A 21,884-nucleotide genomic window follows, 5' to 3' on the forward strand; every position below is an offset into this window, starting at 1 on the left:
CCACCCGTCAGACGGGCGTTAACAAAATCTCCCGCTACGCTTATAAAGGCCGCCCCAAAGGTGCGGTCTAGAGCTTCTGGTACCCCCGTGCAGCATCAATCAAGTGGAAGAACCGACATGATCGATCTCGCAACATGGAACCTCAGCGTTCCCGTCGGCAGCCCGCCGTACACCGTCGAAACCTCCAAACTGGTGGACGGCTTCAAGGATCAATACTTCCATTCCGACACCGGCACATTGTTTTTCTGGTCGCCCGTGACCGGCTCACGTACCGAAAACGCGATTTATCCGCGCACCGAATTGCGTGAAACCTACAGCAACGGCACGTTGAAAAACTGGTACTACCCGGAGGCCGACAATTTGTTGCATGCCACTCTGGCAGTAAATCAGGTGCCAAGTTCCGGGAAGATCGTCATCGGCCAGATCCATGCCTATCAAAGCCAGAAACCTCTGGTGAAGGTCGAATACCAATACAAAACCAGTACAGGCACCGGCAATATCGTCGCCAAGGTCCGGATGCATCCCGATGACGATACAGGCCGGGTGATCATCGTTGCGACGGGGGTGAAACTCGACCAGGAGTTCAACTACCTCATTCACCTCAGCCCCGGTGGCGCCTTGGGCATCAGCGCGGCAGGTTATCAATGGGATACGCAAATCAGCACAACCTGGCGCGACAAACCGCTGTACTTCAAGGCCGGGGTCTATGTGCAGGACAACACCGGGTACACCACTGAAGGCGGCAAAGTGACGTTCAGCAAGCTGGATATCGATCACAATCAATGATGTCGAGGCATCGTTGACACTGTGGGAGCGCCGACCATGGATCATCGCCCACAAAAAACCCGCCTCTCGACGGGTTTTTCATCAAGGCAGTTTAACGCTCAGGCTCAGTTGACCTTGGCGTTCAACTCACCTTTCAGATAACGCTGATACATACCTTCCAGCGAGATCGCCTTGATCTTCGAAGCGTTGCCGGCAGTGCCGAAGGCTTCGTAGCGGGCGATGCACACGTCGCGCATGGCGGTAACGGTGGCGCCGAAGAATTTACGCGGGTCGAACTCGCTCGGGTTGGTGGCCATCAGGCGACGCATTGCGCCAGTGGATGCCAGGCGCAGGTCGGTGTCGATGTTGACCTTGCGCACGCCGTGCTTGATGCCTTCGACGATTTCTTCAACCGGTACGCCGTAGGTTTCCTTGATGTCGCCGCCGTACTGGTTGATGATCGCCAGCCACTCTTGCGGAACCGAAGACGAACCGTGCATCACCAGGTGGGTGTTCGGAATGCGCTTGTGGATCTCTTTGATACGGTCGATGGCCAGCACGTCGCCGGTAGGCGGCTTGGTGAACTTGTAGGCGCCGTGGCTGGTACCGATGGCGATGGCCAGGGCATCAACCTGAGTGCGTTTTACGAAGTCAGCGGCTTCTTCCGGGTCGGTCAGCATCTGGCTGTGATCCAGAACGCCTTCGGCGCCGATGCCGTCTTCTTCACCGGCCATGCCGGTTTCCAGCGAACCCAGGCAGCCCAGTTCGCCTTCTACCGAAACGCCGCAGGCGTGAGCCATGGCTACAGTCTGCTGGGTGACACGCACGTTGTAGTCGTAGTCGGTCGGGGTCTTGCCGTCTTCGCCCAGGGAACCGTCCATCATGACCGAGCTGAAGCCCAGTTGAATGGAACGCTGGCAGACGTCAGGGCTGGTGCCGTGGTCCTGGTGCATGCACACCGGGATGTGCGGAAATTCTTCGATCGCAGCCAGGATCAGGTGACGCAGGAATGGCGCGCCAGCGTATTTACGGGCGCCGGCCGAAGCCTGGACGATCACCGGGGAGTCAGTCTTGTCAGCGGCTTCCATGATGGCGCGCATCTGCTCAAGGTTGTTGACGTTGAAGGCTGGAACGCCGTAGCCGAACTCGGCTGCGTGGTCCAGCATCTGGCGCATGCTGATAAGTGCCATTGTGTGTATCTCTCCCGGTTGAGGGTCGTTAATCGTGCCAGCCTGCCGGAGCGGCGGCGGCTATTCAAGTTTTTGCAGATCGGGGGTTGGCCCGGACTGCGGATTCGGTGTTCTTCGTTTTACTCAGCCTTGCAACCGCGGCCGATCAAATCATTGGTGGCGACCCAGTAAACCAGGCCTTCCTCACCTTTTATGTGAAACGCCAGCATGTCATTGCTGTACAGCGAACCCGATGCACCCGGTTCCTGCTTCAAGCGGTAGACCTGATCGGCACCACCCAGGCGCACGTCGACTTCCCTGCGGCTGTCGTCGGTGTAGCGCCACAGCACTTTGGCCTGGCTGTCGCAGGTCCAGATGGTCCAGTTATCCACAGGCGCGGACGACTGGAACGGGTTCAACTGATTGAACTGAGCACAACCGGCCAATAGCGCCAGCGCCGCAACGGCGATAAAACCTTTCATCCGTGTCCCTCGACTGACGGCGCACGCTGCCAGCCCTGAGTAATGAGTCAGACCCGTCAAGGGCAGCCATGTTCCTTGGCGGGTACCTGGGTCTCGTATTTGTCCAGGCCTTCCGGCCCGGAACGCTTGTTGAGCACCGGGTTGGTTTCCGCCTGCCAGTCAGCCTGGTAGCAGCCTTTGTCCGACTTGGACGGCGCCGGTTCCGCAGTGGCCTTCGGGTTACTCCCGCACGCCACCAGCGAACCTGCGACGATCAACAGCGCTAACGTCTTGACCATTTCAACACTCCCTTGCCTGGTCAAAGGGGCGACCCTCAGACCTTGGCCCGGCTTTCCAGGACTTCAACGGCTGGCAGGACCTTGCCTTCGACGAATTCGAGGAACGCGCCGCCACCGGTAGAAATGTAGGAGATCTGCTCGGCCACGCCATACTTGTCGATGGCCGCCAGGGTGTCGCCACCGCCGGCAATGGAGAACGCCGCGCTGTCCGCGATGGCCTGGGCCAGCACTTTGGTGCCATTACCGAACTGATCGAACTCGAACACGCCGACCGGACCGTTCCACAGGATGGTTTTCGACGATTTGAGCAGCTCGGCGAAGTTGGCAGCGGTCTGCGGGCCGATGTCCAGGATCATGTCGTCGGCAGCGACGTCAGCGATCAGCTTGACGGTCGCAGCGGCGCTTTCGGCGAACTCCTTGGCAACCACCACGTCCACTGGCAGCGGTACGCTGACTTTGGCGGCGATGGCGCGAGCTGTGTCCAGCAGGTCCGGCTCGTACAGCGACTTGCCGACCGGGTGACCGGCAGCAGCCAGGAAGGTGTTGGCAATGCCGCCGCCAACGATCAACTGGTTGCAGATCTGGCTCAGGCTGTTCAGCACGTCGAGTTTGGTCGACACCTTGGAGCCGGCAACGATGGCCGCCATCGGCTGGGCCGGAGCGCTCAGGGCCTTGCCCAGCGCGTCCAGTTCAGCGGCCAGCAGCGGGCCGGCAGCAGCGATCTTGGCGAACTTGGCCACGCCGTGGGTCGAGCCCTCGGCACGGTGAGCGGTGCCGAAGGCGTCCATCACGAACACGTCGCACAGGGCGGCGTATTGCCGGGCCAGTTCGTCGGCGTTCTTTTTCTCGCCTTTGTTGAAGCGCACGTTTTCGAACAGCACGATGTCGCCCGCTTTCACGTCGACGCCGCCCAGGTAGTCAGCTACCAGTGGCACTTCGCGGCCCAAGGCCTTGCTCAGGTAGTCAGCGACTGGCTTGAGGCTGTTCTCGGCCGAAAACTCGCCTTCGGTCGGACGGCCAAGGTGCGAGCAGACCATCACGGCCGCGCCTTTTTCCAGGGCCAGCTTGATGGTCGGCAGCGAGGCCAGGATACGCGCATCGCTGGTGACAACACCGTCCTTGACTGGGACGTTGAGGTCTTCGCGGATCAATACGCGCTTACCTTGCAGATCGAGGTCGGACATCTTCAACACGGTCATGGGTCGCACTTCCTACGGTTTTTTTGAAGTTGCTGTTTGCAGATAGTGTTCTGCAACGTCCAGCATTCGGTTGGCAAAACCCCATTCGTTGTCGAACCAGGCCAGGATGTTCACCAGCCGTGGGCCGGAAACGCGGGTCTGACTGGCATCGACGATCGCCGAATGTGGGTCATGGTTGAAATCACAGCTTGCGTGGGGCAACTCGGTATAAGCCAGCAGGCCTTTGAGCGGGCCGCTGGTAGCGGCTTCGCGCAGGATCCGGTTGACCTCGGTGGCGTCGGTCGCGGTGGCGGTCTGCATCGTGATATCGAGGCAGGACACGTTGACCGTCGGCACCCGCACGGCTTTGGCCTGAATTCGGCCGGCAAGTTCCGGCAGCAGGCGCTCGATACCACGCGCCAGACCGGTGGACACCGGAATCACCGACTGGAACGCCGAACGGGTACGGCGCAGGTCTTCGTGGTGATAGGCATCGATGACCGGCTGATCGTTCATCGCCGAGTGAATGGTGGTGATCGACACGTAGTCCAGGCCAATGGCCTGATTCAACAGGCGCAACAGCGGCACGCCGCAGTTGGTGGTGCAGGACGCGTTGGACACCAGCAACTCGTCGCCGGTCAGGCAATCCTGGTTCACGCCATAGACGATGGTCGCGTCGACGTCCGTCTCGCTGGCCATCGGCTGGGAAAACAGCACACGCGGGGCGCCGGCGTCGAGGAAACGCTGGCCGTCTTCGCGAGTGTTATAAGCGCCAGAACACTCCAGCACCAGATCGACGCCCAGGGACGCCCAATCGATACCTTCGGGGGTGGCACTGCGCAGGACCTTCACGCAGTCGCCATTGATATGCAGACAATCGCCGTCGACCTTCACTTCGCCGGGGAACCGGCCATGGGTGGAGTCGAAGCGTGTCAGGTATTCGATGCTGGCCATGTCCGCCAGATCGTTGATCGCGACAATCTCGAACCCGGCCTTTTCGCCTCGCTCGAACAACGCACGCAAGACGCAACGACCAATCCGGCCGTAGCCGTTGAGTGCAACTTTGTAGGGACGCGGTTGAGGCATGGGGTTCTCGATTACCGTGGTGAATCCGTCAGTACAGTGTTGTAAGTTCCATTGTCATCGCGAGCAAGCTCGCTCCCACAGGGTGTACACCGTCCATGTGGGAGCGAGCTTGCTCGCGATAGCGTCAGTTCAGACAACCCGATTTCCGGATTTAGTCTTCCAGCAGCTCTTCAGCCTGACCCAGGATATTTTCCAGGGTGAAGCCGAACTCTTCGAACAAGGCCGACGCAGGCGCCGACTCGCCGTAGGTGGTCATGCCGATCACGCGGCCTTCCAGGCCCACGTACTTGTACCAGTAGTCCGCATGGGAAGCCTCGATGGCGATACGGGCGCTGACCTGCAACGGCAGGACCAATTGCTTGTAGCCGGCGTCCTGGGCATCGAACACGCTGGTGCACGGCATGGAAACCACGCGAACCTTGCGGCCCTGCTCGGTCAGTTTGTCGAAGGCCTGAACGGCCAGGCCGACTTCCGAACCGGTGGCGATCAGGATCAGCTCAGGCTCGCCCGCGCAGTCCTTGAGCACATAGCCACCACGGCTGATGTCGGCGATCTGGCCGGCGTCACGGGTTTGGTGCTGCAGGTTCTGACGAGAGAAGATCAGGGCCGAAGGACCGTCCTTGCGCTCCAGTGCGTATTTCCAGCTCACTGCCGACTCAACGGCATCGGCCGGACGCCAGGTGTCGAGGTTCGGCGTGCAGCGCAGGCTGGCCAGTTGCTCGATTGGCTGGTGAGTCGGGCCGTCTTCGCCCAGACCGATGGAGTCGTGGGTGTAGACGTGGATCACACGCTGCTTCATCAGGGCCGACATGCGCACTGCGTTGCGGGCGTATTCCATGAACATCAGGAAGGTCGCGCCGTAAGGCACCAGGCCGCCGTGCAGGGCAACGCCGTTCATGATCGCGGTCATGCCGAACTCGCGCACGCCGTAGTACATGTAGTTGCCGCTGGCGTCTTCGGCGGTGACGCCTTTGCAGCCTTTCCACAGGGTCAGGTTGGAACCGGCCAGGTCGGCCGAACCGCCGAGGAACTCAGGCAGCAGCGGGCCGAACGCGTTCAGGGCGTTCTGGCTGGCTTTACGGCTGGCGATGGTTTCGCCCTTGGCCGCCACTTCGGCGATGTAGGCCGAGGCTTTTTCGCTGAAGTCAGCCGGCAGGTCACCGCTCAGACGACGCACCAGTTCGCTGGCTTCAGTCGGGAACGCGGCGGAGTAGGCAGCGAAACGCTGATCCCACTCGGCTTCCACGGCTTTACCTGCTTCCTTGGCGTCCCACTCGGCGTAGATATCGGCCGGGATTTCGAACGGGCCGTGATTCCACTTCAGCGCCGCACGGGTCAGGGCGATTTCCGCGTCACCCAATGGGGCGCCGTGGCAATCTTCCTTGCCTTGCTTGTTCGGCGAACCGAAACCGATGGTTGTCTTGCAGCAGATCAGGGTTGGCTGCGCGCTCTTGCGGGCCGTCTCGATCGCCGTCTTGATCTCTTCCGGATCGTGACCGTCGACATTGCGGATCACTTGCCAGTTGTAGGACTCAAAACGCTTCGGCGTGTCGTCGGTGAACCAGCCTTCGACTTCGCCATCGATGGAGATGCCGTTGTCATCGTAGAAAGCGATCAGCTTGCCCAGGCCCAGGGTACCGGCCAGGGAAGCGACTTCGTGGGAAATGCCTTCCATCATGCAGCCATCACCCAGGAACACATAGGTGTGGTGATCGACGATGTTGTGGCCAGGACGGTTGAACTGCGCCGCCATGACTTTTTCAGCCAGGGCAAAACCCACGGCGTTGGCCAGGCCCTGGCCCAGTGGACCGGTGGTGGTTTCAACGCCCGGGGTGTAGCCGAGTTCCGGGTGGCCCGGGGTGCGGCTGTGCAGTTGACGGAACTGCTTCAGGTCATCGATCGACAGGTCGTAGCCGGTCAGGTGCAGCAGCGAGTAGATCAACATCGAGCCATGGCCGTTGGACAGCACGAAGCGGTCACGGTCGGCGAACGATGGATTGCTCGGGTTGTGCTTGAGGTAGTCGCGCCAAAGTACCTCGGCGATATCCGCCATACCCATCGGGGCACCGGGATGGCCGCTGTTGGCTTTTTGCACGGCATCCATGCTGAGGGCACGAATGGCGTTGGCACGCTCACGACGGCTAGGCATCGCTGTTCTCCTGGGGGCTTGAATAAAACGAATCGGAAAAAAGGCGAGCATTTTCCCTCACCGGGACGCCTCGGGGCAATGACAGATAGTCATCTGAAGGCGTTTTTCCAATGGATAACGACGGTTTCGCCTGGTGAAACCTTTCCGCCGTCCGTTTGTTGACTGAAGCTAACGTTAAGAAGTGCCATCTATCGAGCAATATCAAAACTTTTTGATATTGCTCTTGCGATGCCTTCGACCCGTGACTAGACTGCCGGCCTTATGAATTTACGCGTGCCTTCCATTCAACATGACGATTGCGATGAGCTGGCAGCCTTGTGCAAGGCCGGCGGCGATCCCCTGCGGTTGAATGTATTGCGCGCACTGGCCAACGACTCGTTCGGCGTACTGGAACTGGCGCAGATCTTCGGCATCGGCCAGTCAGGCATGAGCCACCACCTCAAGGTACTGGCCCAGGCCGATCTGGTGGCGACCCGCCGTGAAGGCAATGCGATTTTCTACCGTCGCGCCCTGCCCCACACCGAACTGCTGGGCGGCAAATTGCACGCAGCCCTGCTCGAAGAAGTGGACAACCTGACGCTGCCGACCGACGTACAGTCGCGCATCACCCAGGTCCATGGGCAACGGGCGGCCGCCAGCCAGGACTTTTTCTCACGGGTGGCGGAGAAGTTTCGCGCCCAGCAGGACTTGATCGCCGGCCTGCCGCAATACCGCGAAAGCGTGGTGGCCCTGCTCGACAAGCTGAGCTTCGACAAAGACGCCACGGCCATTGAAGTCGGCCCCGGCGATGGCGCATTCCTGCCGGAACTGGCGCGCCGCTTCGCGCAAGTCACGGCGCTGGATAACAGCAGCGCAATGCTCGAACTGGCGCGCCAGGTCTGCGAACGCGACAAGCTGACTAACGTTAGCCTGCAACTGGCCGATGCATTGAACGGCGTCAGCCTCAAGGCCGATTGCGTTGTACTGAACATGGTGCTGCACCATTTTGCCGCGCCGGCCGATGCGCTCAAGCACATGGCCAATTTGCTGCAACCAGGCGGTAGCCTGTTAGTGACAGAGTTATGTAGCCACAACCAGAGTTGGGCCAAGGAGGCCTGCGGTGATCTCTGGCTGGGGTTTGAACAGGACGATCTGGCCCGTTGGGCCACCGCTGCGGGACTCGTTCCCGGGGAAAGCCTCTATGTAGGCTTACGTAATGGTTTCCAGATCCAGGTCCGCCATTTTCAGCGACCGGCTGGCGACACTCACCATCGGTAATTTCAGGAAAACATCGAGATGAGCGAATACTCCCTTTTCACCTCCGAGTCCGTGTCTGAAGGGCATCCGGACAAAATCGCCGACCAGATTTCTGATGCGGTGCTGGACGCCATCATTGCTGAAGACAAGTTCGCCCGTGTGGCGTGCGAGACTCTGGTGAAAACGGGCGTGGCCATCATCGCCGGCGAAGTCACCACTTCCGCCTGGGTTGACCTGGAGCAGATCGTTCGTGACGTGATCACCAACATCGGCTACACCAGCTCCGACGTCGGCTTCGACGGCGCGACCTGCGGCGTGATGAACATCATCGGCAAGCAGTCCCCAGACATCAACCAGGGTGTTGACCGTGCCAAGCCTGAAGATCAGGGCGCCGGCGACCAGGGTCTGATGTTCGGCTACGCCAGCAACGAAACCGACGTGCTGATGCCTGCACCGATCACGTTCTCGCACCAGCTTGTACAAAGGCAAGCTGAAGCCCGTAAATCCGGCCTGCTGCCTTGGCTGCGCCCGGACGCCAAGTCGCAAGTGACCTGCCGTTACGAAAACGGCAAGGTTGTCGGTATCGACGCCGTCGTTCTGTCGACCCAGCACAACCCGGAAGTGTCGTACAACGACCTGCGCGAAGGCGTGATGGAGCTGATCGTCAAGCACGTGCTGCCTGCCGAACTGCTGAGCAAGGACACCCAGTTCCACATCAACCCGACCGGCCAGTTCATCATCGGCGGCCCGGTGGGTGACTGCGGCCTGACCGGTCGCAAGATCATCGTCGACAGCTACGGCGGCATGGCCCGTCACGGCGGCGGCGCATTCTCCGGCAAGGATCCATCGAAGGTTGACCGTTCGGCGGCCTATGCTGGCCGTTACGTAGCCAAGAACATCGTTGCCGCCGGCCTGGCCGAGCGCTGCGAGATTCAGGTGTCCTACGCCATCGGTGTTGCCCAGCCGACTTCGATCTCGCTGAACACCTTCGGCACCGGCAAGATCAGCGACGACAAGATCGTCAAACTGGTCCGTGAAGTGTTCGACCTGCGTCCATACGCAATCACCACCATGCTCGACCTGCTGCACCCGATGTATCAGGAAACCGCTGCGTACGGCCACTTCGGTCGCACCCCGGCGACCAAGACCGTAGGTGACGACACCTTCACCACGTTCACCTGGGAAAAAACCGACCGCGCCGACGCCCTGCGTTCTGCTGCCGGCCTGTAAGACTTCCCCGCAACACCCGAAGCCCCGCACGGTTCGCGCCTTGCGGGGCTTTTTATTGCCTTGTGTTTGAGACCGCGTAGTCACCTTCGCGAGCAAGCTCGCGAAGAGGCCAGCACAGACACCGGAAATACCCGGCAAAACACCCCCTCGCTGCACCAACTGATACTGACCTAGCCTTCACGCACCTCACCGAGCAAGGACGCTCAAGATGCTTCCCGACCTGCGCCTGTTTTTTGCCGCTCTACTGATCTTTGCCCACCTGACCGCCAATGCCGCCGAGTGCCCGGACTGGCCACCCGAACGCGCCCTGATTGAAGTCAACAAACTGCAACAGCAAGTCGACCTATGGGACGACAGCTATCACCGCCAGGGACGCTCACTGGTCGCCGATGAACTCTACGACCAGTCCCGCGCGCGACTCACCCAATGGCGCCACTGCTTCAACCTGAGCCCGTCCGCAGACCCCTTGCGCACTGCACGCGGCACCCTGCCCCACCCCATCGCCCACACTGGCCTGGGCAAACTGCACGATCGGCCCGGCGTGGAAAACTGGCTGCGTGACCGGGTGGACGTCTGGATCCAGCCTAAAATCGATGGCGTGGCGGTAACCCTGGTTTACCGCAATGGCCTGCTGGTTCAGGCAATCAGTCGCGGCGACGGCGAGAGCGGTCAGGACTGGACGGTTCCGGCAAGGCAGATTCAGGCCATCCCGCAACGGCTATCGCAGGCCCGAGACCTGATCGTGCAAGGCGAACTGTATTGGCGCCTGACCGATCATGTGCAGGCCCGGGCCGGTAGCCTCAATGCTCGTGGCTCGGTGGCCGGCCTGATGGCGCGCAAGGTCTTGAGCGCCGAACAGGCCGCCAACATCGGCCTGTTTGTCTGGGACTGGCCCCAAGGGCCGGCGAGCGTGCCCGCGCGTGCCGCCGCGCTGACTGCGCTAGGCTTCTCAAGCACCACGGCATACAGCCAGCCCATTGCCTCCGTCGTCGATGCCGAGCGCTGGCGCGAGCACTGGTATAGCACCCCCCTGCCATTTGCCAGCGATGGTGTGGTCCTGCGCCAAAACCAGCGCCCAGCCGCCGAACGCTGGCAGGCCAGGTCACCCTACTGGGCCATCGCCTGGAAATACCCCTTCGCCCAGGCACTGGCCGAAGTCCGCCAGGTCCACTTCAAAATCGGTCGGACCGGGCGGATCACTCCGGTACTTGAATTGACCCCGGTGAAGCTGGATGACCGGCAGATCAAACACGTCAGCGTCGGTTCGTTGCAACGCTGGCAGGCACTGGACATCCGCCCGGGTGATCAGGTCGCCATCAGCCTGGCCGGGCTGACCATTCCCAGGCTCGATAGCGTTGTATTGCGCAGCAGCGAGCGCGCCGAATTGAAGGTACCGCTGGCAGAGCACTTTCATCTATTAAGTTGCTGGCAACCGACTCCGGGCTGCGAGAGTCAGTTTCTCGCACGTCTGACCTGGCTCAGCAGCAAACAGGGTCTGGCGCTGCCCAATACAGGTCCGGGGACCTGGGAAAAACTTCTTGCAACAGGTCGCCTGAACGGTCTGCTGGATTGGTTGACCCTCGATGCCCAAGAGCTTGCTACCATTGACGGTTTCGGCGAGCGCAGTGCGGCTCGTATTGCAGACGGCTTCAACCTGGCCCGGCAACGCACGTTCGCGCACTGGCTCAAAGCCTTGGGACTACCGCCGACAGGCCAGGCGCATCTCGGCGACTCATGGCAGGTACTGGCGCAACGTGACATCGAACATTGGCGGGCCGAGGCCGGTATCGGGCCAGGGCGTGCGGCGCAACTGAGCGCTTTTTTCCGCGACCCGCAGGTCCTGGCCTTGAGTGAAACGTTACGTGATGCGGGGATTGACGGCTTTTAGCTGCCTGCCCTGCGCCCACCGGGAACCCCAGGGGACCGCTGGGCTCCAACAAGCCATTGCCACACCGGCCTGCTTGCATTCCTACATGGAGCTTTTATGAAATTTCTTTCACCGCTCGCCCTGTTGACCCTTTGCAGCGTGCTGGCCACCCCGTTGATGGCGGACGAGGAAGCACCGGGGCTGACCGGTTGCGCCGCCAAGAAGCAAGGTATCGTCAACCAGATCGAATTGGCAAAGGTCCACGGCAACGCCGACCAGCAGGCTGGCCTGGAAAAAGCCCTGAGCGAAGTCGAAGCGAACTGTACCGACGCCTCGCTGAAGAAGGAACGGGAAAACAAGGTGCTCGACGCCAAGCACGAAGTCAGCAAGCGTCAGGCGGACCTCGACAAGGCCATGAGCAAAGGCGACCCCGACAGGATCAACAAGCGCAAAGACAAACTCGCCGATGCCCGCAAGGAATTGCAGAACGCACTGGATGAGCTGGATAAATAAGAACGGATAACGAACAAAGATTTCGGTGTTGCCGAAGCAGTCTTCGCGAGCCTGCTCGCGAAGAAGCCAGACCGGGCACCGCTGGGTCAATGATCCCGAAACGCCTTATGACAAGCACTGCAAGCATCTTCGACTTTCTGCACCGCCGGCCCCAGGTTGCTGGCCTTGTAGGGTTGAACCTGACTGGCGATCACCAATTCACCGGTGGCGCTTTCAAGATCGCGGGCCATTGCCTGAAAGCGTGTCTGCTGCTCCCAGACATCGCTCTTGGCGCTGGTGTGTTCTTCTTCGCGCACTTGCGGGAAATGCTGCCACGGCTCACGGGACAACGCATCGAGCTTCACCGCGCCCTCGGCGAACTTCGGGCCATCGAACGCAATGCGTCCACGCAACATGCCGCCCAGGTCTTCGCCAGTCTTGAGCATCTGCTTGAAAATGGCCTTGCGCTGGCCGAGCGGCGAGTTGGGGTCGACACCGCCACAAGCGGACAACGTCAGGCAGGCCAGCAATACAACAGAAAGTCTTTTAAGAGTCATGGTGGCTTCAGGTCACGGGAAACGGCGGCCAGTATCCTCGCGTCATCGGCAAAGACCAATAGCCCTATTATCAACAAGGGTTGCTTGAGTACATGGAGTTCTCAGGCAACCGGCAAAGGAATCACTCCATGAACAGCCGTTTCAAGGCCTGGCGTCACAGCCTGGCCTGGACCCTGCCGATGGTGGCCCTGCTCGCAGGCTGCACCGGTGGCGACAAACAACAACCGAAAACCCACGCCCTGGCCACCTACTCCAGCGCCACATGGGAAGCGCTACCGGCGGTGTCCGACAGCGACCTGGTCGCCGGTTTCGGTTCCTGGCGTAGCGCCTGCACCCGACTCAAGGCCGACCCGGTCTGGGGTGGCACCTGTGCCTCAGCTGCCAACGTGCCGCAAACCGCCAGCGACATTCGCGGTTTTCTCAAACAGAACCTCGATGTCTATGGCCTGCGGGCCGCCAACGACAACCCCAACGGCCTGATTACCGGCTACTACGAACCGGTGTATCCCGGGAGTCTGACCCAGACCGGCACTGCCAATGTCCCGGTCTATGGCGTCCCCGAAGACATGATCATCGTCGCCCTCGACAGTATTTACCCTGAACTCAAGGGCAAGCGCCTGCGCGGGCGACTCGAAGGTCGCGTGCTCAAGCCGTACGACGATGCAGCAACCATCGAAACCAAAGGAGTCAAGGCGCCGGTCGTGGCCTGGCTGACCGATCCGATGAACCTGCAGTTCCTGCAAATCCAGGGTTCGGGTCGTATCCAGCTCGACAATGGTCGCCAGCTGCGCATCGCTTACGCCGATCAGAACGGCCATCCGTATCGACCGATCGGCCGCTGGCTGGTGGAACAGGGCGAGTTGAAAAAAGAAGACGTGACCATGGGCGCCATCAGCACCTGGGCCAAAGCCAATCCGTCGCGGATTCCTGAACTGCTCGGCAGCAACCCCAGCTACGTGTTCTTCACCCGCAACCCGGACAGCAACGAAGGTCCGCGCGGCTCGCTGAACGTACCGTTGACCGCCGGTTACAGCGCGGCGGTGGATCGCAAGGTGATTCCGCTGGGCAGTCTGTTGTGGCTGTCCACCACCAAACCGGACGGCACGGCCCTGGTACGCCCCGTGGCAGCACAGGACACCGGCGGCGCCATTGCCGGCGAGGTCCGGGCGGATCTGTTCTGGGGTACCGGCGATGCGGCCGGGCAACTGGCCGGGGACATGAAACAGCAGGGACAGATCTGGATGCTCTGGCCCAAAGGTGCGACGTTGCCACAAGTGCCGCAGGTGGCGGACAAACTTTAACGTCAAAAGATCGCAGGCTTCGCCAGCCCCTACAGGCACACTCGACACCCGGTAGGAGCTGGCGAAGCCTGCGATCCTTTGATCTTGCCTTTAAACCGACAACACAAAGAAACTCACGATCAACCCCATCCCCACGAACCACATCAACGACCTTAGCGTCGCCAGGTCCGTCAGATAGAAAATGATGTAGAGCAGACGGCTGGTGATGAACAACACGGACAATACATTGATTGTCACCAATTCGGCGTTGCCCGCCAGGTGCGCCACGATCACCGCGGCAGCAAATGCCGGCGTCACTTCAAAACTGTTCAGCTGCGCCGCGTTCGCCCGCTTGGCCAAACCCTCCAGGGAATCGAGAAACCCTCGTGGATCATGATTGTCTTTCAGACTGTACCCGCCACTGACCTTCGCGACACCCGTGCACAGATACGGCAGGAAAATCGCAATCAAAATGCACCACAGAGCAACCGTCATAAAGCAGTCCCTTTTTCACGTTTCAGAACAGTCAAAATTTCATGACCAATATACCGATCAGCACCAGCCCACAGGCCAAGAGGCGCGGCCCGCCAAAAGGTTCTTTGAGGTAACGCATACCGAACAGCACCACCAGGATCACACTGATCTCGCGCAGCGCCGCCGCCTCGGCAATCGAACCCAGTTGCATCGCCCACAGCACCAGAGCGTAGCTGAACAACACGCAAAACCCGACGGCCAGGCCCAGTCGCCACTGCTCGCGCCAGAACAACATGAACGCGGGTCGTTTGCGCACCAACGCCAACAGCGGAAACGGCCAGGCGCTGAGCAAGGTGACCCAGACCAGGTAATCCAGTGGATGGGACCAGCGCCGCAATGCCTGCCCGTCGATGTAGGTGTAGCAACCGATGCACAGGCCGATCAGCGCCACCACCGGCAACATCGACCACGGCAAACGCGCTCCACCTCCGCCCTGCCAGAGCAGGCACAGCATGCCGAACGGGATCAGCAGGATGCCGAATATCTGCTGATGGGTCAGCACTTCCCCGGCAAAGATCAGCGTCAGCGCCAGCACCACCAACGGTGACAGGCCGCGCATCAATGGATAGACCAGCCCGAGGTCGCCGACCCGATAGGCCTGGATCAGCAAATAGCGATAGAGCAACTCGAACGCCGCCGACGCCAGGATCCACGGCCAGATCTCCAGCGGCGGCACGCTCAGGAACGGCAGCATCAGCACGACAAAGAGCAGCGCCACGCTGTCCATGCAGGCCACCACCAACAGTCGCTCCGCACTGAACTTGATCAGGGTATTCCACGCCGCATGCAACAGCGCCGCCACCAACACCAACGCCGTCGCAAGCACGGCCTACTCCCTTTGTTGTCTCCACGATCTTTGTAGGGGCGCAGAGAATTGATTCGCCATATTTCAGTGGCTGTTTATACTGCAAACGACCACGCCACACTCAGTTGCGCACAGACTAATTCCAATAAAAATTCCTCCCGTCCCGCTCTCGTCGAGAACGGTCGTCGGCCTGCGTATGCCTGATCACAGCGTCAAGACTACCGACAGAGACCTTGCGCATGCCACTCGCTTTGCTTGCCCTCGCTGTTGCCGCCTTCGGCATCGGCACAACCGAATTCGTCATCATGGGTCTTTTGCCCGATGTCGCCCGCGACCTCAGCGTGAGCATTCCCGATGCCGGATTGCTGATCACCGGCTACGCCCTGGGCGTGGTGTTCGGTGCACCGATCCTCGCGGTCGGCACCGCCAACATGCCGCGCAAGGCCACGCTGCTAGGCATGACGCTGATGTTCATCCTCGGCAACATGCTCTGCGCGCTGGCGCCGAACTACGCCACGCTGATGGCCGCGCGCGTGATCACGGCGCTGTGCCACGGCGCATTTTTCGGCATCGGTTCGGTGGTGGCTGCCGGGCTGGTAGCCCCCAACAAGCGGGCTCAGGCGATTGCCATGATGTTCACCGGCCTGACCCTGGCCAACGTGCTCGGCGTGCCGCTGGGCACAGCACTCGGGCAATACGCGGGCTGGCGCTCGACCTTCTGGGCGGTGTCGGTGATAGGGGTTCTGGCGGCGATTGCGCAATGGGTCTGGCTGCCGAAAAACATCGCGATGGATAAAGCCAACCTGGCCAGCGAGTTCAAGGTGCTGGGCAAGGCCAATGTACTGCTGGCCCTGGGCATGAGTGTACTGGCCTCGACCAGCCTGTTCAGTGTGTTCACCTACATCGCGCCGATCCTGCAGGACATCACCGGCGTCAGCCCCCACGGCGTCACCCTCATGCTGCTGTTGTTCGGCGTGGGCTTGACCGCCGGCAGCATGCTCGGTGGTCGTCTGGCGGACAGCCGCTTGCTGCCTTCGCTGGTGGGCATGGCGCTGGCGGTGCTGGTGGTGCTGGCGGCGTTCACGCAAACCAGCCATTCGGTGATCCCGGCAGCCATCACACTGGTGTTGTGGGGGACGTTTGCCTTCGCCCTGTGCCCGATCCTGCAACTGCTGATCATCGATCAGGCCCACGAGGCACCGAACCTGGGTTCGACCCTGAACCAGAGCGCCTTCAACCTGGGCAACGCGGCCGGCGCCTGGATCGGCGGGCTGGTGGTGGCCAGCGGCGCCGATCTGGCGGACCTGCCCTGGACCGGCGCGCTGGTCAGCGGACTGACTGTGGTGACTGCACTGTTCTTCATCTATCGCCAGCGTCGTGGAGCGGTTGCACTCGATGTGGCGGGCTGAACATCACCTGGATGGTTTTTTGATCTGCTGCGGATCGGGCGCCTCGCTCTGATCCGCCGATTGCTTCGGCATCCCGCTTTCGCTGCGAATCTGTGCATGGCTGATCAGCGCGAAAATAAAACTGCCACCGATGATGTTCCCCGCCAGCGTCGGCCCGGCGAACACCAGCCAGAAATCACGCCACGGCAACTCGCCGGCAAACACCAGATACGAAACCTCCAGCGAACCGACCACGATGTGGGTGAAATCCCCCAGCGCCATGAGGTAGGTGATGAGGATGATGATCCACATCTTGGCGCTCTCCATGGACGGGATCATCCAGACCATGGTGGCGATCATCCATCCGGAAATGATGCCCTTGGCGAACATCTGGCTGGCGTGGTTTTCCATGACCTTGCGGCCGATATCGAGGAAGGCGACATCGGTCTTGCTGTCGAATATCGGCAGCTCCAGCATCACGTACGCCACCAGCAAGGTGCCACAGAGGTTGCCGACCAGCACCACCGTCCACAGCCGTAGCAGCCGGCCGAAGTTGGCCAGCGTCGGTTTGGTCATCACCGGCAGCACGGCGGTCAGGGTGTTTTCGGTGAACAGTTGCTGACGGGCGAGGATCACCGCGAGAAAACCGGCGCAATAACCGAAACTCGCGATCACCTTGAACCCCTCGCCATCCGGCAGGCGCGAATTGAGCAACCCCACGCCCATCAGCGACAGGCCCATGGTCAACCCCGCCGCCAGCGCCGACCACCACAACGCGCCAATGCTGCGGTCCAGCTCCTGATCGCCCTGGGTACGGATGATCTCGTGCAGCACCGCGGCACGGGGCGGCTGACTCTTTTCGACTTCGTGCTCTTCTTGCGCCGAAAGGTTCGGGGTCTTGCCGTCTTGTGCCGAGTTCATGGGATGCGCAACCGGTGGCGGGCTATTTAGCTACGACCTGCGCCGATCAAGTTACGTTCGGTAGGAGCTGCCGAAGGCTGCGATTTTTTGACTTTGATCCTGGCGTCATCACTGACTGTTTAAAATCAAGATCAAAGGATCGCAGCCTGCGGCAGCTCCTACGGGGCTCGCATTACGAGCCGGCGTCATCATCCTGGAACTGGTCTTTGACGTACTTGATTTCAGTCCGGCCGTGAGGCGCCGGCAAGCCGTCTTCACCGAGGTTCACGAACACCATTTTTTCGACGGTGAGGATGCTCTTGCGGGTGATCTTGTTGCGCACTTCACACGTCAGGGTGATCGAAGTGCGGCCGAATTCGGTCGCCGTGATGCCCAGTTCGATGATGTCGCCCTGGCGCGAAGCGCTGACGAAGTTGATTTCGGAAATGTACTTGGTGACCACACGCTGGTTGCCCAACTGAACGATGGCGTAGATCGCCGCCTCTTCGTCGATCCAGCGCAGCAGGCTGCCGCCGAACAACGTGCCGTTGGGGTTGAGGTCTTCGGGTTTTACCCATTTGCGGGTGTGGAAATTCATGTTCACTCCTGAGCGTCTTGCCGAATGATGCTGACCATCATGGCAGAGCCCGACCCAGAGCTCTATTGAGCATCGTCTATGGTCTCGATTACCGTTCGGACATTGACCGACAGAAACGCTTTGGAAGATCGGCATAGCCCGCTATAATCGCCACCGTTTCAAAACGGTCATCTTCAATTGTTACCGTTTTCCCGCCACCTGTCCGAGGGGCGCTGCAGCAGGTTCGACCTGTCAGGCTCGGATGGGGCGTTGCCTGGCCTTCACTGGCTGGACACTAAACGCACAACGGCGCCCATTCGCATACATTACGAATGGAGGCTCTTCATGAGCGCTGTCAACACGCCTGCAGATTTTACCGACTACAAAGTCGCCGACATGTCCCTGGCTGCCTGGGGCCGTCGCGAAACCATCATCGCTGAGTCCGAAATGCCAGCCCTGATGGGTCTGCGTCGCAAGTACTCCGAAGAGCAACCACTCAAGGGCGCGAAGATCCTCGGCTGCATCCACATGACCATTCAGACTGCCGTGCTGATCGAAACCCTGGTTGCCCTGGGTGCCGAAGTGCGCTGGTCGTCCTGCAACATTTTCTCGACTCAGGATCAGGCCGCCGCCTCCATCGCCGCTGCCGGCATCCCGGTTTTTGCCTGGAAAGGCGAGACCGAGCAAGAGTACGAGTGGTGCCTGGAGCAGACCATCCTGAAAGATGGCGCGCCTTGGGATGCCAACATGATCCTCGACGACGGCGGCGACCTGACCGAGTTGCTGCACAAGAAATACCCAGCCGTTCTGGACCGCGTCCACGGCGTGACCGAAGAAACCACCACCGGCGTTCACCGCCTGCTGGACATGCTGGCCAAGGGCGAGCTGAAAATCCCGGCCATCAACGTCAACGACTCGGTGACCAAGAGCAAGAACGACAACAAGTACGGCTGCCGTCACAGCCTGAACGATGCGATCAAGCGCGGTACCGACCACCTGCTGTCCGGCAAGCAAGCGCTGGTCATCGGCTACGGCGACGTGGGCAAGGGTTCCGCCCAGTCCCTGCGTCAGGAAGGCATGATCGTCAAAGTCTCCGAAGTCGACCCGATCTGCGCCATGCAAGCCTGCATGGACGGTTTCGAACTGGTTTCGCCGTTCATCGACGGTATCAACACCGGTACCGAAGCGAGCATCGACAAGGCACTGCTGGGCAAAATCGACCTGATCGTGACCACCACCGGTAACGTCAATGTTTGCGACGCAAACATGCTCAAGGCTCTGAAGAAGCGTGCCGTTGTCTGCAACATCGGTCACTTCGACAACGAAATCGACACCGCTTTCATGCGCAAGAACTGGGCATGGGAAGAAGTGAAGCCGCAGGTTCACAAGATCCATCGTACCGGCGCTGGCGATTTCGACCCACAGAACGACGACTACCTGATCCTGCTGGCCGAAGGCCGTCTGGTTAACCTGGGCAACGCCACCGGCCACCCGAGCCGCATCATGGACGGTTCGTTCGCCAACCAGGTTCTGGCGCAGATCTTCCTGTTCGGCCAGAAGTACGCCGACCTGTCGCCAGCCAAGAAAGCCGAGCGCCTGACCGTTGAAGTACTGCCGAAGAAACTCGACGAAGAAGTGGCCCTGGAAATGGTCCGCGGCTTCGGCGGCGTCGTGACTCAACTGACCAAGACCCAGGCCGACTACATCGGCGTGACCGTCGAAGGCCCGTTCAAGCCGCACGCTTACCGCTACTAAGAGCAGCTGCGAGTTGTGAGCTTCAAGCGGCAAACAAAGGCCATAAGCCGAATTTGCCGCACGACGCTTAAAGCTTCGCCCAATTTTGCCAAATCAGTTTCAGGCAGCAGGCTCCAGGCCCAAGAGACAAGCGCACCTCCGCGTCTCTTGCAGCTTGCAGCTTGTTGCCTGTAACTGGAGGTCACCTCCATGTCCCAAGATCGTCGCTACAGCTTCGAGTTCTTCCCTACGAAGACCGATGCCGGGCAAGAAAAGCTGCTCGCCACTGCTCGCCAGCTGGCCGCCTACAACCCTGACTTCTTCTCCTGCACCTACGGCGCCGGCGGTTCGACCCGTGATCGCACGCTGAACACCGTGTTGCAGCTCGAAAGCGAAGTCAAAATCCCTGCCGCCCCGCACCTGTCCTGCGTGGGAGATAGCAAAGCTGACCTGCGCGGCCTGCTGGCCCAGTACAAGGCCGCCGGCATCAAGCGTATCGTCGCCCTGCGCGGTGACCTGCCTTCGGGCATGGGCATGGCCAGCGGTGAAATGCGCCACGCCAATGATCTGGTTGAATTCATTCGTGAAGAAACCGGTGATCATTTCCACATCGAAGTCGCCGCTTACCCGGAAATGCATCCGCAAGCGCGCAATTTCGAAGACGATGTTGCCAACTTCGTGCGCAAGGCCAAGGCTGGCGCCGACAGTGCGATCACCCAGTATTTCTTCAACGCCGACTGCTACTTCTACTTCGTGGAACGCGTGCGGGCGCTGGGCGTGAACATTCCGATCGTGCCGGGCATCATGCCGATCACCAACTACAGCAAGCTGGCGCGCTTCTCCGATGCCTGCGGTGCGGAAATCCCGCGCTGGATCCGCAAGCAACTGGAAGCCTACGGCGACGACACCCAGAGCATTCAGCGCTTTGGCGAACAGGTCATCACCGAAATGTGCGAACAACTGCTGCAGGGTGGCGCTCCAGGGCTGCACTTCTACACCCTGAACCAGGCTGAAGCGAGCCTGGCGGTGTGGAACAACCTGAAGTTGCCGCGTTAAACGTCGTTAAAGCACGATTAAAAGATCGCAGCCTGCGACAGCTCCTACAGAGAAATGTGTATTCCCTGCAGGAACTGTCGCACGCTGCGATCTTTTGCTTTCAACGCACTATTAATGTGCGGCAATCCACGGAGTTAGAGCATCTGCGGTCAGTTTCTGGCTCTTTCCGGTTTCTCGTCGTAATCTCAAGCCCATGCCTTTGATCACGCAGTTAATCGCCGTGCTTGTCTTCACTTGCCTGAGCCTCACCGCCCGGGGCGAGAAGCTGCGCATTGTCACGGAACCGTGGGCACCCTACGTATACGAAGACAACAACGGCAGATCCCTGGGCCTGGACTACGAAACCACTGCCATTGTCTTCAAGCGCCTGGGCATCGAAGTGGAGTGGCAATTCCTGCCATGGAAACGCTGCCTGTCGATGCTGGAGTCAGGCCAGGCCGACGGCGCGCTGGACATCTTTCACAGCGACGAACGCGATGCGACCCTGCTCTACCCCAGCGAACCGCTCTCGGAAGTCCAGTTCGTGATGTTCTACGCCAATGAACGACCCCATCCGTTTCGCACCCTCGATGACTTGCAAGGCCTGACCATCGGCACCTCGCCGGGTTACCTGTACAGCAAGGATTTCAGCGATTCGACGCTGTTCACCCGCGAGCCGGCCCCCACCCATGAAGCCAACTTCGGCAAACTGGTACGCGGGCGGATTGACCTGCTGATTACCGATCGCCGCGTCGGCCAGCATTTGCTCGACGAACTGGGCATCCGCGACAAGATCACCGAAAACCCCACGATCATCAGCCAACAAAGCCAGTTTCTCGCGGTGCGGCGCAATGCGGGCATGGATCTGCTGGTGCAGCGTTTCGGCGCCGAACTCAAGCGTTTCAAACGCGAGCCCGCCTACGCTGAACTGAGTGCCCGCTACGGCGCGGAACCGGCAGCCAGCGTGAAGACTGAAAAAACCACGGTTGCCACGGAAAAAACCGTTGAGCAGCAGGAAAGCGGCGCGCAGTGATAGCTCTGTTATACTCCGGCCTTCCCGCCAGGCTCACGCCCGGACGCTCGGAATCGTTAAAGGCATCTCAACCCCGCTACTGCGCAGCTTTCAGCCCGCGCGAGCGCTT

Annotated in this window: 21 protein-coding genes and 1 riboswitch; of the genes, 10 read left to right on the forward strand and 11 right to left on the reverse strand. The window is 60.4% G+C overall.

Translation table 11 applies throughout. The annotated features are described in order from the left end of the window. Window positions 1-117 precede the first annotated feature (117 nt). A complete protein-coding gene (locus AABM52_RS28480; RefSeq protein ID WP_347909535.1) occupies window positions 118-786 on the forward strand; it encodes a polysaccharide lyase family 7 protein in 669 nt (222 codons plus the stop codon). A 104-nt stretch (window positions 787-890) separates the two neighbouring features. Here AABM52_RS28480 and fba read toward each other — a convergent pair whose 3' ends face one another. The 6 genes from fba to tkt form a co-directional block, all read right to left on the reverse strand. Further along, window positions 891-1,955: a class II fructose-bisphosphate aldolase gene (gene fba / locus AABM52_RS28485; RefSeq protein ID WP_007981624.1), complete on the reverse strand. Its 1,065-nt coding sequence runs from the start codon at window positions 1,953-1,955 to the stop codon at window positions 891-893. A gap of 119 nt (window positions 1,956-2,074) precedes the next feature. Continuing rightward, window positions 2,075-2,416, reverse strand: a complete 342-nt coding sequence (locus AABM52_RS28490; protein ID WP_347909536.1) for an MliC family protein — start codon at window positions 2,414-2,416, stop codon at window positions 2,075-2,077. A gap of 56 nt (window positions 2,417-2,472) precedes the next feature. Next, window positions 2,473-2,694, reverse strand: coding sequence for a hypothetical protein (locus AABM52_RS28495; RefSeq protein WP_347909537.1), 222 nt, complete (start codon window positions 2,692-2,694; stop codon window positions 2,473-2,475). Window positions 2,695-2,729: 35 nt separating this feature from the next. Further along, complete coding sequence (locus tag AABM52_RS28500) at window positions 2,730-3,893, reverse strand: phosphoglycerate kinase (RefSeq protein WP_347909538.1); 1,164 nt, start codon at window positions 3,891-3,893, stop codon at window positions 2,730-2,732. Window positions 3,894-3,905: 12 nt separating this feature from the next. After that, window positions 3,906-4,958, reverse strand: a complete 1,053-nt coding sequence (epd, locus tag AABM52_RS28505) for an erythrose-4-phosphate dehydrogenase (protein ID WP_223541337.1) — start codon at window positions 4,956-4,958, stop codon at window positions 3,906-3,908. A 151-nt stretch (window positions 4,959-5,109) separates the two neighbouring features. Beyond that, window positions 5,110-7,107: a transketolase gene (gene tkt / locus AABM52_RS28510; protein ID WP_347909539.1), complete on the reverse strand. Its 1,998-nt coding sequence runs from the start codon at window positions 7,105-7,107 to the stop codon at window positions 5,110-5,112. Between the two features lie 261 nt (window positions 7,108-7,368). On the opposite strand from tkt, the gene AABM52_RS28515 reads away from it, so the two are divergent. The 4 genes from AABM52_RS28515 to AABM52_RS28530 all read left to right on the forward strand — a co-directional run bounded on the left by AABM52_RS28515 (window position 7,369) and on the right by AABM52_RS28530 (window position 11,953). Further along, a complete protein-coding gene (locus AABM52_RS28515) occupies window positions 7,369-8,364 on the forward strand; it encodes a metalloregulator ArsR/SmtB family transcription factor (RefSeq protein ID WP_046039312.1) in 996 nt (331 codons plus the stop codon). Window positions 8,365-8,382: 18 nt separating this feature from the next. Then, complete coding sequence (gene metK, locus AABM52_RS28520; RefSeq protein ID WP_008050251.1) at window positions 8,383-9,573, forward strand: methionine adenosyltransferase; 1,191 nt, start codon at window positions 8,383-8,385, stop codon at window positions 9,571-9,573. Window positions 9,574-9,781: 208 nt separating this feature from the next. After that, on the forward strand, window positions 9,782-11,461 hold the full coding sequence (gene ligB / locus AABM52_RS28525) for an NAD-dependent DNA ligase LigB (protein ID WP_347909540.1): 1,680 nt from the start codon (window positions 9,782-9,784) through the stop codon (window positions 11,459-11,461). A gap of 96 nt (window positions 11,462-11,557) precedes the next feature. Beyond that, window positions 11,558-11,953, forward strand: a complete 396-nt coding sequence (locus tag AABM52_RS28530; RefSeq protein ID WP_347909541.1) for a DUF1090 domain-containing protein — start codon at window positions 11,558-11,560, stop codon at window positions 11,951-11,953. 86 nt (window positions 11,954-12,039) lie between these two features. Here the strand turns inward: AABM52_RS28530 and AABM52_RS28535 are convergent, their stop codons facing one another. Beyond that, window positions 12,040-12,489 (reverse strand): cytochrome c, encoded by a 450-nt coding sequence (locus AABM52_RS28535; protein ID WP_347909542.1) that lies wholly within the window; start codon window positions 12,487-12,489, stop codon window positions 12,040-12,042. A 128-nt stretch (window positions 12,490-12,617) separates the two neighbouring features. Here AABM52_RS28535 and AABM52_RS28540 point away from each other — a divergent pair, with 128 nt between their 5' ends. Beyond that, a complete protein-coding gene (locus tag AABM52_RS28540) occupies window positions 12,618-13,790 on the forward strand; it encodes an MltA domain-containing protein (protein ID WP_347909543.1) in 1,173 nt (390 codons plus the stop codon). Window positions 13,791-13,880: 90 nt separating this feature from the next. Here AABM52_RS28540 and AABM52_RS28545 read toward each other — a convergent pair whose 3' ends face one another. Both AABM52_RS28545 and AABM52_RS28550 read right to left on the reverse strand, forming a co-directional pair. Continuing rightward, on the reverse strand, window positions 13,881-14,264 hold the full coding sequence (locus tag AABM52_RS28545) for an MAPEG family protein (protein WP_347909544.1): 384 nt from the start codon (window positions 14,262-14,264) through the stop codon (window positions 13,881-13,883). Between the two features lie 31 nt (window positions 14,265-14,295). Beyond that, on the reverse strand, window positions 14,296-15,129 hold the full coding sequence (locus AABM52_RS28550; RefSeq protein ID WP_057712956.1) for an EamA family transporter: 834 nt from the start codon (window positions 15,127-15,129) through the stop codon (window positions 14,296-14,298). 218 nt (window positions 15,130-15,347) lie between these two features. On the opposite strand from AABM52_RS28550, the gene AABM52_RS28555 reads away from it, so the two are divergent. Next, window positions 15,348-16,517, forward strand: a complete 1,170-nt coding sequence (locus AABM52_RS28555) for an MFS transporter (protein WP_347909545.1) — start codon at window positions 15,348-15,350, stop codon at window positions 16,515-16,517. A 3-nt stretch (window positions 16,518-16,520) separates the two neighbouring features. On the opposite strand, the gene AABM52_RS28560 is transcribed toward AABM52_RS28555, so the two are convergent. Together AABM52_RS28560 and AABM52_RS28565 are read right to left on the reverse strand one after the other, a co-directional pair. Further along, window positions 16,521-17,417 (reverse strand): formate/nitrite transporter family protein, encoded by an 897-nt coding sequence (locus AABM52_RS28560; RefSeq protein WP_347909546.1) that lies wholly within the window; start codon window positions 17,415-17,417, stop codon window positions 16,521-16,523. Window positions 17,418-17,589: 172 nt separating this feature from the next. Then, window positions 17,590-17,994 carry an acyl-CoA thioesterase gene (locus AABM52_RS28565; RefSeq protein WP_102699934.1) on the reverse strand — a complete coding sequence of 135 codons (405 nt, stop codon included), beginning with the start codon at window positions 17,992-17,994 and terminating at the stop codon, window positions 17,590-17,592. 198 nt (window positions 17,995-18,192) lie between these two features. Then, window positions 18,193-18,295: riboswitch (S-adenosyl-L-homocysteine riboswitch) on the forward strand. A 23-nt stretch (window positions 18,296-18,318) separates the two neighbouring features. Between AABM52_RS28565 and ahcY the strand changes: the two genes are divergently transcribed. The 3 genes from ahcY to AABM52_RS28580 all read left to right on the forward strand — a co-directional run bounded on the left by ahcY (window position 18,319) and on the right by AABM52_RS28580 (window position 21,775). Beyond that, window positions 18,319-19,728, forward strand: a complete 1,410-nt coding sequence (gene ahcY / locus AABM52_RS28570; RefSeq protein WP_046039303.1) for an adenosylhomocysteinase — start codon at window positions 18,319-18,321, stop codon at window positions 19,726-19,728. A gap of 189 nt (window positions 19,729-19,917) precedes the next feature. Continuing rightward, entirely contained in the window at window positions 19,918-20,763 is an 846-nt protein-coding gene (metF, locus tag AABM52_RS28575) for a methylenetetrahydrofolate reductase [NAD(P)H] (protein WP_056726523.1), read from the forward strand. 193 nt (window positions 20,764-20,956) lie between these two features. Further along, window positions 20,957-21,775 (forward strand): transporter substrate-binding domain-containing protein, encoded by an 819-nt coding sequence (locus tag AABM52_RS28580; protein WP_347909547.1) that lies wholly within the window; start codon window positions 20,957-20,959, stop codon window positions 21,773-21,775. The last annotated feature ends 109 nt before the right edge of the window (window positions 21,776-21,884 follow it).

It is taken from the genome of Pseudomonas grandcourensis, from assembly GCF_039909015.1.
In the GTDB taxonomy this organism is placed as follows: Bacteria; Pseudomonadota; Gammaproteobacteria; order Pseudomonadales; family Pseudomonadaceae; genus Aquipseudomonas; species Aquipseudomonas grandcourensis.